The following is a 17,502-nucleotide window of genomic DNA, read 5'->3' on the forward strand; positions in this document are numbered from 1 at the left end:
TCATGAAAACAGTCGGACTACTTGTCATGGCGTACGGCACACCGTACAAGCCGGAAGATATCGAACGTTACTATACGCACATTCGTTACGGACGCAAGCCATCACCGGAAGCGCTCCTTGATTTGACAGAACGCTATGAAGCGATTGGTGGTGTATCTCCACTCGCAAAAATCACGATCGATCAAGCGGAGACGCTTCGTGACATCTTGAATGAGCGTCATGTGGGTGATATCGAGTTCAAACTGTATATCGGATTGAAACATATCGAGCCATTCGTTGAAGATGCGGTCGCGCAAATGGCGAACGACGGCATTAAAGAGGCGGTATCCGTTGTCTTGGCACCACATTACTCATCGTATAGCGTCAAATCATATAACGGTCGTGCCCACGAAGAAGCGGCGAAGTATGGCATCGACATTCGTTCGGTCGACTCATGGTATGACGAACCGAAATTCATTAACTGGTGGGCGGAAGCAATCAAGGAAACGTTTGCGAACTTGCCTGTACCTGCTGAAAAAGCATGTCTGATTGTGTCGGCACATAGCCTTCCTGAAAAAATCTTGGCTGGGGGCGACCCGTATCCAGATCAATTGAAAGAAACAGCGGATAAAATTGCCCAAGCGACAGGCGTACCGAATGTTGAGGTCGGTTGGCAGTCAGAGGGGAACACGCCAGATCCTTGGATCGGACCAGATGTTCAAGATTTGACGGCTGAACTGTACGAGAAACATGGCTACGAGGCGTTTGTCTATACGCCGGTCGGCTTTGTTGCAGACCATCTCGAAGTATTGTTCGACAACGATGTCGAATGTAAAGTCGTCTGTGACCGCCTAGGCGTTCATTACGCACGTCCAGCCATGCCAAATGCAGAGCGAAGCTTCATCGAAGCCATCGCGGATCGAATGGAAAGCGTGATTGTACATCATGCGTAAATTCACGATTGTCGGTGGTGGGATCACAGGTCTCACCGCCGCTTTTTATGCAGAGCGTTATTTGCCGGAAGACGTGACCATCACGTTGCTCGAGGCGACCGATCGCCTCGGTGGAAAGATTGATACGTATGAAACGGGCGAATTCGCGGTTGAACGTGGACCGGATTCTTACGTTTTTCGAAAGACTGCGATGACGGAATTAATTGAAGATGTCGGTTTAGGTGATGAACTGGTCCGAAACGGTGTCGGTCAGGCTTACGTCCTTCATCATGACGGACTTCATCCGATTCCAAAACAGACAGTGATGGGGATCCCGCTCGACGTCAATGCGTTTCGTGAGACGACATTACTTTCTGAAGAAGAGCACGAAGCGTTGAAACACATGTTGCTGACGCCGCCTGATGTAGAAGTGCCAGACTCGGATGTCTCACTTGGTCTTTATCTTCGTGAGCGTGTCGGAGACCCGATCGTCGACCGCTTGATTGAGCCGTTGCTATCTGGCATCTATGCCGGAGACATCGATCAAATGAGTGCGATGTCGACATTCCCACAGTTCATCGAGGGAGAAAAGAAATACGGGAACTTATATGAAGGGATGCGTCATCTACGTCCCGAACAACGAGTCGCGGAAGTCGGGGCGAAAAAAGTAGGTCAGTTCGCTTCATTAAAACGAGGACTCAAATCACTGACGGACCGTCTGGCCGAACGATTGGAACGGACGGAAATCGTATTGAACTGTTCCGTCGAGCAAGTGTCCGAGCGCGAGGACGGATACCGTCTCTTCACGAATCGTGGAGACATTGATACGGACCATCTTGTATTGACGGTCCCACCACGCCTCATTCGTCAGTTCCTCCCGAAAGTCGACAGTGACTTTTTGGCAGATATGAAACCACATGCGACGGCGACCTGTTCGCTAGTCTTCAAAAAAGAAGATATTGAACTTCCATTTGTCGGTACGGGATTCGTGACGAGTCAGGAAGCGAACGTGACGATTACGGCATGTACGTTCATCGACCAGAAATGGCCACATGCCGTACCAGAAGGATATCACGTCCTCCGTGTCTTTTTAGGCCGCCCTGGAGCGGATGATATCGTGGAGGCGTCCGATGAAGAAATCATCGAGACGGCGCTGCATGACCTTCGTGGTCTCATGCATATCCACCGTGACCCCGTTCAAACGGTCGTTAGTCGTCTACGCGACGGCTTACCACCTTATGCGGTCTTTCATGCCGATCGTGTCAAAGCACTCCGTGCCGAAATGAGCCGAATTTATCCTGGGGTCATTCTCGCCGGAATTGCCTATGATGGAATCGGGATGCCGGATTGCGTGAAGAGTGTACATGAACAAGTGAAGGCATTAAGTGAAAAAATTGAGATTTGATGAAGGGAGGGTTCGGATTGTTCCGAAGCCCTTTCTTTTTGTTATAGTTAGAAGCGAAAGAGAAAAAGGAGTGATGGAAGATGGCAACGTATAAACTTTTTGTATCAGACATGGACGGTACGATTTTGCACAACCACACCAAGATTGCGAATGAGACAGCGGAGATTGTTCGTGAAGCAGAAGCAACAGGGATTCGCTTTGCGATTGCCACGGGGCGCAACTATGTCAATGCGAAACAAATTTTAGATGAGGTCGGACTCTCTTGCCCAATCGTATCGTCGAATGGGGGGCGCGTGCTCGACACTTCGGGAGAAGTCCTTCACGAAATCGATTTGACGATCGAAGAGGCGCAACAAGTCATCGACGTGCTTCATCAAGATGATAAGTATGCGGACGTCTTTTACGAGATGTATACGGAGGCGGGACTTGTCGCGAGCCGTGGTGATTTGATTGAAGCATCCATGAAAAACTTGAAAGCGAACGGTGACGATCGTTCGCTCGAAATGTATGAATTCTTCAAGAATCGCTATTACGTCAATGAGGACGTCAAAATTGTCGACGACATCGAAACCTTTATCCGGGAAGAGGCGGGGCGTGTCTATAAGTTCATCGCATTCTCAAGTCATCTCGAGAAAATGAACGGCCTTTGGAAAGAAATCGAAGACCAAGTCGAAGGCGTGTACGTCACGTCTTCAGGGAATGACAACATCGAAGTGATGGCACACGGTGCAGACAAAGGGAACGGTGTGACAAAACTCGCTGAACACTATGGCATCGATTTATCCGAAGTCGTCGTCATCGGCGATAACTTGAACGACGTACCGATGTTCAAAGTGGCCGGCAAAGGGATTGCGATGGGGAATAGCCATGAGGACTTGATCGCCATCAGCGACCATGTCACAGAGCGCCATGATGAGTATGGTGTGGCGAACGCATTGAAGCGCGTGATGACAGGTGAGTGGAAGTAAAAGATTTGTCGAGCGCTCGTCTCGTTTCGTATAATACGAGTAACGAACATTCGACTAGGAGGAAATAAACTGTGAAATTTATTTTTAATCCGGATATCCGCGACCCGAAGATCAACTTGGCGGTTGAAGAGTATATCCTTAAACATCTGAACGTCGATCATGAAGATTACTTCCTGTTCTATATTAACGGTCCGTCGATCATCATCGGGAAGAACCAAAACACATCAGAAGAAGTCAACTTGAAGTACATCGAAGAGAATGGCATCGATGTCGTTCGACGTCTCTCTGGTGGGGGGGCTGTCTATCATGATGAAGGAAACTTGAATTTCAGCTTCATCACGAAAGATGACGGCAACTCCTTCAACAACTATAAGAAATTCACGCAACCGATTGTGGACGCGCTTCGTAACCTCGGTGTCGAGGCAGAGCTGACAGGTCGTAACGACATCCAGGTCGGAGAACGTAAAATCAGTGGGAACGCTCAATTTACGACGCGTGGACGCATGTTCAGCCACGGGACGCTCATGTTCAACTCGAACATTGAAGAGGTCGTGAACTCGCTTAACGTCTCGGAAGAGAAAATGCGTTCAAAAGGAATCAAGTCGGTCCGTAGCCGTGTGGCAAACATCACTGAATTTTTAGAGCGTGAGATGGAGATGGAACATTTCGTCGAGGCGTTGCTTCATTCGATTTATGATGGAGAACAGCCGGAGCGTTATGTGCTCCGTGACGAGGACTGGGAAATTGTCCATGATATCTCAAAAGAACGCTATGCGAACTGGGACTGGAACTTTGGAAAATCTCCGAAGTTCGACGTCGAGTCGAAACGTCGTTTCCCAATCGGGACAATCGACGTCCGCTTGAACGTCAACAAAGGGACGATCACAGAAGCGAAGATTTACGGTGATTTCTTTGGTGTCGGTGACATCCAAGACGTCGAGCAAGCGCTCGTTGGGACGCGTTTTGAACGTGCTGCCATCCGCGAGCAGTTGATGCAACTCGATTTGAAACATTACTTCGGAAATGTCGAGCTCGAGGAATTAGTCGATTTAATCAGTTAAGAGAGTGAAGACGATCTCTGCGGAGGTCGTCTTTTTTGGCAGTTTCGTGAACGTTGAACGTACGGATTGCACCTCAATGGGAGAAGGCGTATCATAATTTGTGCAAGCGCTTTCGTAGAGGCTGATGAAAAATAGGAGGAATCACTATGTATCGAAGGCTCAGTGATTGGATGGATCCGAGTCGGATGTGGGTGACGGAACAATCGACGTTTGAACGGGCTGTTAAGGCGATTGGACTAGAGTTAGAACGAAAAAAGATTGTCGATTCTTCATTTACGCGAGTCGTTCTCGATCAAGAAACAATCATGCCGTCGGGCGTAAGTGATGTGGCCGAGCCGATTGCGGTCATTGATGTTCCCGTCTCCATAGCGAAGCAAGATGGCATTTCCCTTCTTCATTTGTTGAACCCATGTGAAGTAAAAACGATCACGGGAGAATCGATTTATGCGAAAGTCATGTTATTGATTACGGCTACGACAGAAATGAAAAAACAGACGTATCATAAATTGATTGATGATTTGCTTATGGATGATGAAGCGCTTCAGGCACTCGTGCAGATACAAAGTCGTGCCGGACTATTCCATTTGCAGACGAACTTTTTGGAAGCGTTTTCTTATTGAAACATTTCATGTACAATAGAAGTAATTGAAAAGAGCGCGGACAACGTGCTCTTTTTTATGGCTCAAAAGTGAATCATCATTCATTTAAAGGGGGATTACCATGGCAAACTTAGTCAAGTCACTACAAGAAGTAGTGGCCACTCACCCGCAGAAAGCGGCGTACGTGTTTGGGGAAGACACGGTGAGTTACGGACAGTTTTATGGGCAAATCAAGGCGATGGCATCGACACTTGAAAAAAAAGGGATCGGACAAGGCGATCATGTCGCTCTCGTACTCGGTAACAGTCCTGCGTTCTTGATTGCATACTTTGCCGTCTTGTCACGTGGAGGGGTCGTCATTCCGATCAACCCTACATACACGCCAGATGAAATGGCCTACATTCTTCTCGATGGGGACGTCAAAGGAATCGTTGGGTTGTCACCGCTCGTCGCACAGGCGGAGGCGGCACTCTCGAAATTGCCACAATTGAAACTCGTGATTTCTGTTCCATATGCTGATGTTCCGGCGTTGAAACGTGATGGCGAAATAGAATTCATCCCATTCGCAGAAGCGTTTGCTGAATCAGAAGGGACATTGATCGAAGTGGACGAAGATGAAGTCGCCGTCATCCTCTATACGAGTGGGACGACCGGGAAGCCGAAGGGCGCATTATTGACGCACCAGAACCTGTTCTCAAATGCGCATTCCATCGGGGAGTATTTGGACATCACACCAGAGGATAAAGCGTTAGCGGCATTGCCGATGTTCCACGTCTTCTGTTTGACGGTCATTGTGAATGCACCACTCCTTCGTGGGGCGACGATTGTCATCTTACCGAAATTTTCACCACAGGACGTGTTTGACTTAGTACCGAAACATCGCGTGACGTTCTTTGCAGGAGTGCCGACGATGTATAACTTCTTGCTTCAGACCGCGATGAAAGTGCCGGCGTATACGTCTGCGTTGAAACATGTTCGTGTATTTGTTTCGGGAGGGGCGAGTTTGCCCGTTCAATTGCTTGAGTCGTTTGAAAAAACATTTGAGTGTAAAATTCTAGAGGGCTATGGTTTGTCTGAGGCGTCACCGGTTACTTGCTTTAACCCACTTCATGGGGAGCGCAAAGCTGGGTCGATCGGTCCTTCAATCGTTCATGTCGAAAACAAAGTCGTCGACGAGCTTGGGGAAGAAGTCGGCGTCGGTGAAGTCGGGGAATTGATCGTACGAGGACCGAACGTCATGAAAGGATATTACAAATTACCGGAAGAGACGATGATGACACTTCGGGACGGATGGCTCTATACGGGTGATTTGGCGCGCCGTGACGAGGATGGTTACTTTTATATTGTCGATCGGAAAAAAGATATGGTCATCGTTGGAGGCTATAACGTATACCCTCGTGAGGTAGAAGAGGTCCTCTACCAACATCCTGAAATCGTAGAAGCCGCAGTTATCGGTGTGCCGGACGCGGAACAAGGGGAAGCGGTAAAGGCATTCGTCGTCACGAAACATGAAGGGGTGACGAAGGAGGATATCCTCGCCTATACAAAAACGAAGTTGGCGAAATATAAACAACCGACCTACATCGAAATAATCGAAGAGCTTCCACGAAATACGACCGGTAAGATTTTACGAACGGTCTTGAAGAGTGAAGCATTCCAAAATAGTTGAGTAGAGAAGGGCGACCTCGTGTCGCTCTTTTATATTCTTTTCATTTGACACTATTACGGGGTAGGGGTATATTGATAGTGAGGTGATCAACATGGATGAATTTTTGCATGACCAACCACTCGTTCCGCGTGATGATGCTGAGCGGGAGGCACTCGGGAAACGTCTAAAACGAATCGAAGGACAGGTTCGGGGGATTCAAAAGATGGTCGAGAACGACCGCTATTGTGTCGATATTTTGACACAGACGTCAGCCATTCAGGCCGCTCTGAAGCAAGTCGAGATGCAACTGTTAGAACGTCATATGCGCAAGTGTTTGGTTCATGCAAGCGAGACGGAAAACATGGAACCTTACATTGATGAATTGATGACAATCGTCAGCCGCATCAAAAAATAAGGAGGGATGTCATGAAAACCGTTGAGTTATCCATACAAGGCATGACCTGTGCGGCTTGTTCGGCACGGATTGAAAAAGTGTTGAACAAGATGGACGGAGTGGAAGCGACGGTGAACCTTCCGCTCGAGACGGCAACGATTCGTGTCGATGAAGGCATTACAGAAGAAGAACTAATCGCGCGAATCGAAAAAATCGGATATGGAGCCGAGCCGAAAGTAGAGATGGCACCGCCGCATGACTTACGTCCATTACAGCGGAAAGTGATAATCTCTGCACTGTTGTCGGCACCATTACTCCTCGTCATGTTGACGCATATACCTGGACTCGGATTTCAGGCACCGTGGCTGATGAACCCATGGTGGCAATTCGCCCTAGCAACACCCGTCCAGTTTTGGATCGGGGCGCAGTTTTATCAAGGGGCCTATAAGAGCTTGAAGAGCGGCTCGGCCAATATGGATGTGCTCGTCGCGACGGGGACATCGGCCGCATACTTTTATTCTATTTTTGAAATGATTGTGCACCCGATGAATCCGCATCTCTACTTTGAGACGAGTGCCGTCCTCATCACGCTCGTCTTACTCGGGAAGTGGTTAGAAGGACGAGCGAAAGAGAAGACGACCGATGCGTTAAAATCACTCTTATCGCTTCAGGCGAAAGAGGCTATCCTCTTTGTTGACGGTGAAGAACGGTCTGTCGCTGTTGAACTCGTCAAAGTAGGAGACGTTCTCGTCGTCCGTCCGGGAGAAAAGATTCCGGTTGATGGACGAATCATCGAGGGAGAGACGGTCATCGATGAATCGATGTTGACTGGAGAATCGATTCCTGCTGAGAAAACAATCGATGCTGAAGTCGTCGGCGGAACGATCAACCAGTCCCACCGAATCCTGATGCGAGCAGAACGAGTCGGGAAAGAGACGATGCTCGCTCAAATCGTACGTGTCGTCGAACAGGCACAAACGGATAAGGCGCCGATTCAACGTCAGGCTGACCGCATCTCGGGTGTCTTCGTACCGATCGTCGTTGCCATCAGTGCCCTTACGTTCGTGGTCTGGGCATTCCTATTAAATGATATCGATACGGCCATTCGGGCATCGATTGCCGTACTTGTCATCGCCTGTCCGTGTGCCCTCGGTTTGGCAACGCCGACATCGATCATGGTCGGGACAGGACGGGCGGCAGAACAAGGTGTGTTGTTCAAAGGTGGGGGGCAACTCGAATCACTCAATGAAGCAAACATCGTCGTTTTTGATAAGACAGGGACATTGACGAACGGAACGCCGGAAGTGGTGGAAACATTCGGAGATGAAGCAACGCTCCGTCGTGCCGTTATGGCGGAACGTCAATCGACGCATCCCTTGGCAGCTGCTATCGGTCGGGAAGTCGGCGACGGCGTCGTGACGAAAGTGGAAGAATTGGCCGGACGAGGTGTTAAGGCGGTCGTTGATGGGAAAGAACTCATCATCGGGTCTGTTCGAATGATGGAAGAGCTCGGACACAACTTGCCAGATTGGTCGATGCGGGCGATGACCCCGGTCTACGTTGCGGATGAGAGCGGAATTGTCGCGGCGTTCGGGCTACAAGATCAATTGAAACCGAAAAGTCGTGAAGTCGTGCAAGCCCTTAGCCAAACGCGTGACGTGTATGTCTTGACGGGTGATCGGAAAGAAGTCGCCTACGCGATTGCCGACGAACTTGGCATCCCTCATCATCAAGTCATTGCCGAAGTCCTTCCGGTTGAAAAGGCGGACCAAATTGAACGCTTAAAACAATCAGGTCGCGTCGCCATGGTAGGGGACGGGATGAACGACGCGCCGGCGCTTGCCGTAGCGGACGTCGGGATTGCATTCGGAAGTGGTACGGATGTCGCACTCGAGGCGGCGGATGTTACAATTGTAGGGCAAGACATTGAAGGGGTGAACCGGGCATTGACGATGAGCCGGTTGACGATGAAGAACATTCGTCAAAACTTATTCTGGGCACTCGCCTATAACAGTCTTGGCATCCCGGTCGCTGCAGCAGGGTTACTCGCCCCATGGATTGCCGGAGCGGCGATGGCGTTCAGTTCGGTGTCCGTCGTCTTGAACGCATTACGATTAAAAACACAAGGAGGATCATCATCATGAAAGAAACAACGTTAACAGTGGAAGGTATGACATGCAATCACTGCAAAGCTGCCGTTGAGGGAGCATTAAATGAATTGAATGGCGTCGAATCAGCGACGGTATCACTTCAGGAGCATCGAGTTGACGTAATTCATCAAGATTCTGTCTCACTTGAAGCGATGGTGGAGGCAGTCGAAGAGCAAGGATACGATGTAAAAGCATAACGATGCATAAGTCCCGAGTGAAATCGGGACTTCAGCTTGTTGACAAATAACATGTTCGAACTCGTCCTTCCGGCGCCCACGCTTTCCGCAGGCAATCCCGGAGCCGCATCGCGACCTAGGTCGCTGCGGGGTCTCCGTCGGATTGCTTTCCTGCAGGAGTCGGGGCGCCGTCGGGCGAGCAACGCAAACGGTCGTCATCTGGCGGCCGTTTGTCTTTTTCTAAGGCCACGACGGCCGAAGAAAAAGCTCGATACTTACTTCGAATCGATGTATCAGGGGGAAGGGAAGGTAGACGCCGAGATCATCCGCCTCGGGCCGCCGTTCAACATCCGTTCCGTTTGTCAGACCGCGAAGGATGGATCGTGTCGACTTGTTGATCCTTAGATGCGCCCCCTGTGTGTTCTTCTCACACCATTATATGGGACGGAGGACAAAAGGTAACCAAGAACGGGCAGGCGAGACTCCTGAGGGAATAGCAAGCAAAGGGAGACCCAGCAGTGACGAAGTCGCGATGCGGCTCCCTGCTTGCCCCTAGGAAAGCGAGCCGTGTCCGGATTGGGCATAAGACCTATACTTTGTCTACAGTCTGAAGTCCCGAGTGAAATCGGGACTTTTTTTTGTGGTATTCACTGGATTAGATATATGCTATATTTAAGTTGATAATGAGAATCGGTATCAACGGGAGGCGAACATCATGGAATTGATCATGATCAGTGGAGTGTTGGCGTTGATTAGTGGGGGCGCGGCATTTTTGACGCAACAGTTACGAACAAATTCAGTACGCTGAAGAAGGGGCGATTTCGTTGCCTTCTTTTTTCTTTGACTTCATTTCTTTCCCATCATTTCACGACAATTGTTTGATATGATGAGAAAAAACGTGTTGAGGTGACTTGAATGTATACAATCTACTTAGTCGACGATGAAGCAAACTTAAACAAAATGCTCGTCACGTATCTAGAACAAGAAGGGTATAACGTTCGCTCATTTGCGGACGGGACATCTGCACAAGAAGCGATTCCGGACCAACCGGATTTATGGGTGCTCGATATCATGTTACCGGACTTAGACGGGTTCCAACTGTTAAAACAAATTAAAGCCGTGAATGCGAATACGCCGACGATTTTCATCTCGGCGCGTGATGAAGACATCGACAAAATCATCGGACTTGAGATGGGTTCGGATGACTACATCGCCAAACCGTTCCTTCCAAGGGAACTTGTCATCCGTGTCAAAAAATTGATTGATCGGGTCTATGGTTCGAAGTCGAACGAGCATATCGAATACGGCGAGTACACCATTTATCCGGATAAACGTCTGATCAAGCACGGAGACGAAGAGATTGATTTGACTTCGAAAGAATTTGATTTACTTCTTCTCTTCCTCGAACATCCTGGCTCCGCCTTGTCTCGTGAGCAGATTTTAGAAGGCGTTTGGGGGAACGATTACTTCGGATCGGATCGCGTCGTCGATGATTTGGTGCGTCGTGTCCGAAAGAAATTGCATCGCCTTGAGCTCGAAACGCTTTACGGTATCGGCTACCGTCTCGTCAGACCATGATGAACGCGCTTAAACCGAAACGTCTCATGTGGAAGATTTGGGTACTCATCTTACTCATTATCGTGACGCTCGCGCTCATGATTTTGATCACAGTCCGCTCATCCATTACCCAATTCATCGATGAGCAAGTGTATGAGACGTTACGAGATGTGGACTATTATTTAGGGAATACGAATGAGCTAGAAAACTATCCCCAAAATCCGATTGAGTATGACCGACGCCAACAAGAGTCCCGTTCGGTCAACCAATTGATTTTTCTCCCGAACGGACGAATCATCTACGGATCGGCACCGCTTGAATTGACGAACCGAATGTATCAGGAGGCGCTAAATCAAAACGGACAAGTCGAACGGTACCAGACGACGATTGACGGGGAAGACGTCTATTACATCATTCGTCAAAATGAATACGATGGAACGATCGTGTATCAGGCCTCTTACGCCTGGGATGCTTATCGTCGTGAACTGGTGTCGACATTATATTGGCGAATATCGATTCTAATTGGGATCATCAGCCTCTTGTCACTGATTCCGGCCTTGCTGATGTCACGTCAATTGACAAAACCAATCGTAGAGATGGAACGAGCCGTCGAGAAAATTTCAAATCGCCAGTGGGAGACGGCCTTGCCGTTAGATCGTCAAGATGAGCTCGGTCAGTTGGCCCATTCGATTGATGCCATGCGTAAGGAATTAAAAGAGCAGGATTTGGCGCAACAAGCGTTGCTTCAAAATATATCGCACGATTTAAAGACACCGATCATGGTCATTCGTGGATACGCCCAATCAATCGGCGATGGTATTTATCCGACGGGGGACTTAAAAGGTTCTTCTGAAGTCATTGATGAAGAGGCATCTCGACTCGAAAAGAAAGTCGTCGACTTGTTGTACGTCACAAAACTAGAATATTTCAAGGGACAGGAAACGAAACTCGAACCAATCAACCTCGACAAGTTGATGGAACTGCTCGTCGCACGGTTTAAACTAAGAGGTGAGCTCGATTGGGAAATCAACGGTGAAGGTGGCGAGATGCTTGGTGACGGAGAACAAATCCGGGTTGCGTTTGAAAACGTCCTAGATAACGCGCTACGTTATGCAGAGACGTGCATCCGGATTGACCTAAAAAGAGATGAGTCCGGTGTGGAAATCATCATCTTTAACGACGGACCACCGGTGGATGAGAGTTTAGATTTATTCCATCAGTTCTCAAGAGGGAAACAAGGGAAGTTCGGACTCGGTCTGTTCATTGTCCAGCGAATTGTGACGCTTCACACAGGAGAAGTGTCTTTACGGAATACAGGAGACGGAACAGCTGTACGATTTTACTTTCCGCGACTCAAACCGAACCAATCTTTAAAATCTAATGCTTAATCTTCAAAACCAGCCAGGAAACGGCTGGTTTTTTCGTGGGAAATAGATGAAAGCTCGTTTGCGACCAAGTAGAAATCCTGGTATGAATGTCATGTAAGCCATTATATACGTTATGGGGGATGAAAAGATGAGTAGATTGACCAATGAAACGCGAGCTTTAATTCCTGTATTTAATGAGTTTGGCGAAGCCGAGACACTTGTGTATCAGCCAGAGGGAGTCATGCGCATGAAAGGGTCACCGATCGATTTATTAGAGCATGCATGCCTGTACTATGGTTCGAGCATACAAGGTCGAATCGAAGCGGCACGACATGTCCTCGGACCACATCGAAAGACACCGGTCGTGATGGATTGGCATGCGGATGCTGTCTTCTTTCCGACAATTGCAAAGGAAAGTCCAGACTGCGCATGGATTAATTTTCAGCATGTGACGGCCATCAAGAAAGATGGAAAAGAGACACTCATTCAATTTTTGACAGGTGAATCGGTCAAGGTTCACGTATCCGACCATACAGTATCGAGACAAAAGCAACGGTCAATCGAATTATCATACGCTTTTCAAAAACGTTTCCATGACAGCACATTGCAACACGCTTAAGGATTGAATTCAATCATAAACCCCTCTATGATGAAGAAGAGATATCATATGTGTATTTGCACATCTTCCGAAAGCGAGGGGTTTTTTATGTTTTTTGAAAAAATGATTGAGCGAGGGAAACTGGTCATCGTGTTTCTTCTCGTCGCAGTCGTCGTGGGTGTGCTGACCTTCTTCCAGCTCCCTAAACGTGAGATTCCGGAAACCGGGATCAATATCGTACTCGTTCAAACACCTTATCCTGGTGCGACAGCAGAGACGGTGGAACGAAACGTTACCGGTGTATTAGAAGAAGAACTACGTAGTCTAGAAGGGGTAGAGAACGTGACGTCGATTTCGGCTTCAGAGTTCTCAAACATCACGGTGGAGTACGCCGATGGAACCGATCAGGCAGAGTTCCAGGCGAACGTGCGTCAAGCCTTGTCTGACGCGACACCTAAACTTCCAGAAAATGCGCTCGCGCCAACGGTCAACGATTCACTTGGCCAATTACCGGTCGCATCGTACTTATTGACAGCGGATGATCGTGATTCATTCGAGGATGTTCGAGCAGAGATCGAACAACTAGAATCGAAGCTTCTGCGAACAGACGGCGTGACAGGGGTCAACATCAAAGGATTGCCAGAACAGGAGTATGTCGTGTCACTCGACTCTGAAGAGTTGAGCTCACGTCAACTTGCCTTCCCTGATGTATTGACAGCCATTAACGAAGAATACAAGACAACACCACTCGGTCGTCAATCGACTGAAGAGGGAATTTATCAACTAGCGATCGATAACTTGACGAATGTAGACGATATGGAACAAGTCATTGTCGGTTCATTCAACGGGGAACCTGTTTTACTTGCAGATGTTGGTACGGTCGAAGAGACAGCGAAAAGTGAAACCGATCTCGTTTCATTAGACGGAAAGCCGGCTGTTTCGATTACAGTTCCGATTGAATCGGGTCTGGATATTCCAACGATGCAAGATCGTGTCAACGAGGTAGTCGAAGATGGCCTTGGAGACTTAGAAGGTTTTGAACTTGTTCCGTATTATGAACAGGCAAAAGCGGTCGATGCAATCTTCTCGTCATTGACTCGTGAATTCATTGTCGCCATCATTGCGGTTATCGCCGTGACAACGATTGGACTCACGTTCTCTGGTTCACTCATCGTCAGTCTGGCAATTCCGTTGTCGTTCTTGATTGCTTTGATTCCATTACAGTTTACCGGAGTTGACTTGAACCAAATCTCGATTATCGGGGCAATCATCGCCTTAGGGATCTTGGTTGATGATGCAATTGTCGTCAACGATAACATCTTGCGACGGTATCGTAACGGAGACTCGGCCATGCTTGGAGCGGTACGAGGAACGAAAGAAGTGTGGGGCTCGATTGTCACGTCGACACTCGCGGTCGTCTTCGCCTTCCTTCCACTCACTTTATTGTCAGGCGCAAACGGAAACTTCATTCGTGCCTTACCGACGGTTCTTGCGCTCTCCGTATTGGCCTCAATGGTCATCAGTTTGACGCTCGTACCGATTGCACAGTATCGTTTGAATCGTAAAGAAGTGAAAGTCTCAAAACGTGAACCGGGTTGGCTCGGTGGACCGCTCAACCGACTCAGTAATTTCTATGCTGACCGTCTCTTACCGAGCGTCGCGAAGCGTCCATGGACGTTCGGGATTGTCGGGTTTGTCATCACGACTGCATTGTACGGTTTGATTTTACTCACGCCGTTTGAGTTCTTCCCGGCGGCGAACCGCCCAGAAGTCGTGACGAGCGTGACCTTCCCCGTTCAAACCGATTTGGAAGAGACGGAGGCACGTCTTGAAGAAATTGAAGCGAGATTCAAAGAAGAAGAGGGTGTCGTGGAAACATCCGTCTTCGCCGGAGGAGGTCTCCCTGGTTTATTCACGGGTGGACTCGATCAATCTGGTGAAAACACAGGACAAGTGGTCGTTCGTGTTGACAACGAATCAATCGATGCCATCGAATTGATTGATAAGTATACGAACGTGTTGCGTGAAGACTATCCGGACGCCGAAATCTTCTTAGATACGCAACAACAAGGACCGCCGGCATCGGCACCTGTTGAGTTCACGATGCGCAGCGAAACGATTGATCAACTCGTGGCTGCACGTGACCAAGTGAAGGCCGACCTTGAAGAAATTGACGGGGCCATCGTCCTCGATAATATTAAAGAACCGTTCCAAACACTCACATACGAATTAAATCGTGAAGAAATGGCACGGGCCGGCGTGACAGCTAAAACGATCAGTGACCAAATTCGTCTCGTCACAGACGGAGTTCCGATTGGGACATTTGATGACGGTGTGGAACAACGTGACGTGAAAATCGTCATTGATGCAGAGGCGAACCGTGAGGCACTCGCCCTTGACGAGATTTTGGTTCCTGTCGAAACAGAAGCAGGACCTCCGGTTGCACCGCTCAGCACGTTTGTGGCGGAAACAAAAACGGAGCAAATTCAGCAGATTCCTCGTGAGAACGGGGAACGTTCGGTCACACTCCAAATCTATGCGAGCGAAGGCATGGATGAAGAGACGTTTAAACAAGATGTCGAGAAGGTGTTGGATGATGCGAAGTCTGGACTAGAAGATGAAGGCATCACGTTCGATCAGTCCGGGGCGAGCGACACGCAGAACGAGTTCTTCTTAGAACTTGCGACATTGTTCGTCGTCGTCTTGTTCTTGATTTACTTGATCATCGCATTCCAGTTCAACTCACTCTCGTTGCCGTTACTTGTCTTGTTCACCATCTATCTCGCAATCGCTGGAGCGGTCGTTGGATTGTTCGTGACACAGACACCGTTCAGTTTCATGGCATCGATGGGGATGGTTTCACTCGCGGGAATCGTCGTTCGAAACGCGGTCGTCTTGTTCGAATTCATTGAACAGCGAATTCGCGACGGACTAGCGGTCACGACCGCCGTATACGAAGCAGGTCGAGCTCGGATTCGTCCGATTCTCTTGACGGCACTCACGGCAGTCGTTGCCCTCTTGCCTGTCGCATTGGGTGATGACCCGCTCTTTAAACCGCTTGCGATTGGAATCGTATCAGGAATCTTGTTCTCGACGGTTCTGACGCTAATCCTTGTGCCGGCATACTACTTGATTTTGGCGAAACGTCGTCATAAGGACAAACCATTTACAGAATAATGAAGAGTGAAGATGTGACGCCTAAATGGTGTCACATCTTTTTTTTGAACCATTTGTCACATGTTTTGGGTGATGTTGTATGGGTATAATTAGAAGAGAGGTTTTGAACAGTATGGGAGGGAATTGAAGATGAACGATTCATATACTTGGCTCAATCGCCGGAAAGTACGCCCTGCATATAGTGTGACGGGGAGCCGCTCGTGGTCGAGTGAGCGTGTCGTTCGACCAGATCGTGCTCGAGGGAAAATGGTACGCGATGTGAAGCGTGTACGTCGACCATATGTGGACGAATACGGCAATCGACGTTGGACGACGGGGCGCGTTGTCGTCACAGACGCATCGCGCAAGGCACGTGCTCATGGACATGGTGATTCAGCCGTACAACTTGAGTTCTCAACGCCAACGCCATATGAGCGTGTGAAAGAGATGATTCCAACGAAACGAGTGCTCGTTCCAGTCGTTGCTGGACTTGCGGTGGTCGGTGGGATTGCCGGCGTTGCCTATGCACTTCGTAAAAAGAAACGAAATAAGAAGAACTAAAAAAAAATCGCCGAAAATTCGGCGATTTTTTTATTTGAAGCGTTCAGCGAGAATACGCTCGAGTTCACGTTGCCCGAGTTCACGCATTTCTGCCTCATTTTCTTCATCATATGCATCGTCCGAGAAGCGGCCGACAAATTCGACTTTGCCATTACCGAGTTCACGGAATACTAAGTTTTTGCGATCGTTGTAAAAGACGACACGGTATTCACGACCGTTTTCATGGTCGTAGTTGAAGACGCCTTTGATGTGGTCCATATTCTTCTCTTCTGGCTGGTCCTCATCATCGTCCTCATCTTCTTCTGCTTCAGCTGCTTCGTTTGCTTCATCAAGCGCATCGGCGAGGACTACCGTTTCTTCTTTTTCTTCCGTTTCCTCTTCTTCAGATGAAACGACTTCTTTTTTTTCTTCTTCTGTCATGTGAAACGACCTCCTTTACTTACTTTCCTATCATACCCACTTTTTAAAGTTGTGACTACTCAAAATGATGCGAGCAAACACGGACAACGTTAGAAGAAGACATAATCAATCGTTGGAACAGCTGACGTTTAATGGATTCTGGAGCATCCACCGTCTTGAGCGCTTGCTCCATACACCCGAGCCAATGACCTGCGTGTGTTTCAGAAATCGGATGTTCATGATGAATCATCGCTAAGTTTCCGCCACCGCGACGTTCTGAATATAGTTTTGGACCACCGAGCAACTGTGTTAAAAATTCAAATTGATGCTGTTTCACTCGATCTTTGTCTTCCGGAAATAACGGAAGTAAAATCGGGTCGGTATAGACGAGGTCATAAAACGCGTCAACGAGTTGTTGCACGCCACGTTCGCCTCCGAATTGTTCATATGCACTCACATGTATTCCCCCTCTTATGTTCAGTCTAATCGATTTTGAATGAAATTGGGAATGATGTAGGGTGTAACTTTTTTGGTTAAGGTATAGAAGAGGTT

The 17,502-nt window shown here is 48.5% G+C and carries 16 protein-coding genes; 14 read left to right on the forward strand and 2 right to left on the reverse strand.

Annotated features, from left to right (window positions below; translation table 11 throughout):
- Positions 1 to 2 precede the first annotated feature (2 nt).
- The 14 genes from hemH to KNO94_RS08320 all read left to right on the forward strand — a co-directional run bounded on the left by hemH (position 3) and on the right by KNO94_RS08320 (position 16,551).
- Positions 3 to 932, forward strand: coding sequence for a ferrochelatase (gene hemH, locus KNO94_RS08255; RefSeq protein WP_214778802.1), 930 nt, complete (start codon positions 3 to 5; stop codon positions 930 to 932).
- Positions 925 to 2,316 (forward strand): protoporphyrinogen oxidase, encoded by a 1,392-nt coding sequence (gene hemG / locus KNO94_RS08260; RefSeq protein WP_214778803.1) that lies wholly within the window; start codon positions 925 to 927, stop codon positions 2,314 to 2,316. The genes hemH and hemG overlap by 8 nt, the downstream gene beginning before the upstream one ends.
- 80 nt (positions 2,317 to 2,396) lie before the next feature.
- Positions 2,397 to 3,284: a Cof-type HAD-IIB family hydrolase gene (locus tag KNO94_RS08265; protein ID WP_214778804.1), complete on the forward strand. Its 888-nt coding sequence runs from the start codon at positions 2,397 to 2,399 to the stop codon at positions 3,282 to 3,284.
- Between the two features lie 71 nt (positions 3,285 to 3,355).
- Positions 3,356 to 4,345, forward strand: a complete 990-nt coding sequence (gene lplA / locus KNO94_RS08270; RefSeq protein ID WP_015880947.1) for a lipoate--protein ligase — start codon at positions 3,356 to 3,358, stop codon at positions 4,343 to 4,345.
- A 146-nt stretch (positions 4,346 to 4,491) separates the two neighbouring features.
- Positions 4,492 to 4,965, forward strand: a complete 474-nt coding sequence (locus tag KNO94_RS08275; RefSeq protein WP_214778805.1) for a PTS sugar transporter subunit IIA — start codon at positions 4,492 to 4,494, stop codon at positions 4,963 to 4,965.
- Between the two features lie 100 nt (positions 4,966 to 5,065).
- The gene (locus KNO94_RS08280) at positions 5,066 to 6,613 is read left to right on the forward strand and encodes a long-chain-fatty-acid--CoA ligase (RefSeq protein ID WP_214778806.1); all 1,548 of its coding nucleotides are present in this window, start codon (positions 5,066 to 5,068) and stop codon (positions 6,611 to 6,613) included.
- A 91-nt stretch (positions 6,614 to 6,704) separates the two neighbouring features.
- The gene (locus KNO94_RS08285) at positions 6,705 to 7,007 is read left to right on the forward strand and encodes a metal-sensitive transcriptional regulator (protein ID WP_214739359.1); all 303 of its coding nucleotides are present in this window, start codon (positions 6,705 to 6,707) and stop codon (positions 7,005 to 7,007) included.
- A gap of 11 nt (positions 7,008 to 7,018) precedes the next feature.
- Positions 7,019 to 9,130, forward strand: coding sequence for a heavy metal translocating P-type ATPase (locus KNO94_RS08290; RefSeq protein ID WP_214778807.1), 2,112 nt, complete (start codon positions 7,019 to 7,021; stop codon positions 9,128 to 9,130).
- Positions 9,127 to 9,333 (forward strand): copper chaperone CopZ, encoded by a 207-nt coding sequence (copZ, locus tag KNO94_RS08295; protein WP_015880952.1) that lies wholly within the window; start codon positions 9,127 to 9,129, stop codon positions 9,331 to 9,333. The genes KNO94_RS08290 and copZ overlap by 4 nt, the downstream gene beginning before the upstream one ends.
- A gap of 894 nt (positions 9,334 to 10,227) precedes the next feature.
- The gene (locus KNO94_RS08300) at positions 10,228 to 10,890 is read left to right on the forward strand and encodes a response regulator transcription factor (RefSeq protein WP_015880954.1); all 663 of its coding nucleotides are present in this window, start codon (positions 10,228 to 10,230) and stop codon (positions 10,888 to 10,890) included.
- A gap of 26 nt (positions 10,891 to 10,916) precedes the next feature.
- Positions 10,917 to 12,257: a sensor histidine kinase gene (locus KNO94_RS08305; protein ID WP_251125889.1), complete on the forward strand. Its 1,341-nt coding sequence runs from the start codon at positions 10,917 to 10,919 to the stop codon at positions 12,255 to 12,257.
- Positions 12,258 to 12,384: 127 nt separating this feature from the next.
- Positions 12,385 to 12,855: a competence protein ComK gene (locus KNO94_RS08310; protein ID WP_214739367.1), complete on the forward strand. Its 471-nt coding sequence runs from the start codon at positions 12,385 to 12,387 to the stop codon at positions 12,853 to 12,855.
- An 87-nt stretch (positions 12,856 to 12,942) separates the two neighbouring features.
- Positions 12,943 to 16,011 (forward strand): efflux RND transporter permease subunit, encoded by a 3,069-nt coding sequence (locus KNO94_RS08315; protein WP_214739369.1) that lies wholly within the window; start codon positions 12,943 to 12,945, stop codon positions 16,009 to 16,011.
- Positions 16,012 to 16,140: 129 nt separating this feature from the next.
- Positions 16,141 to 16,551, forward strand: coding sequence for a hypothetical protein (locus KNO94_RS08320; RefSeq protein WP_214739371.1), 411 nt, complete (start codon positions 16,141 to 16,143; stop codon positions 16,549 to 16,551).
- 30 nt (positions 16,552 to 16,581) lie between these two features.
- On the opposite strand, the gene KNO94_RS08325 is transcribed toward KNO94_RS08320, so the two are convergent.
- The gene (locus KNO94_RS08325) at positions 16,582 to 16,971 is read right to left on the reverse strand and encodes a hypothetical protein (RefSeq protein ID WP_214739373.1); all 390 of its coding nucleotides are present in this window, start codon (positions 16,969 to 16,971) and stop codon (positions 16,582 to 16,584) included.
- 55 nt (positions 16,972 to 17,026) lie between these two features.
- Positions 17,027 to 17,407, reverse strand: a complete 381-nt coding sequence (locus tag KNO94_RS08330) for a truncated hemoglobin (RefSeq protein WP_214739375.1) — start codon at positions 17,405 to 17,407, stop codon at positions 17,027 to 17,029.
- Positions 17,408 to 17,502 lie beyond the last annotated feature (95 nt).

Source organism: Exiguobacterium sp. s22 (assembly GCF_018617455.1).
Classification (GTDB): domain Bacteria; phylum Bacillota; class Bacilli; order Exiguobacteriales; family Exiguobacteriaceae; genus Exiguobacterium.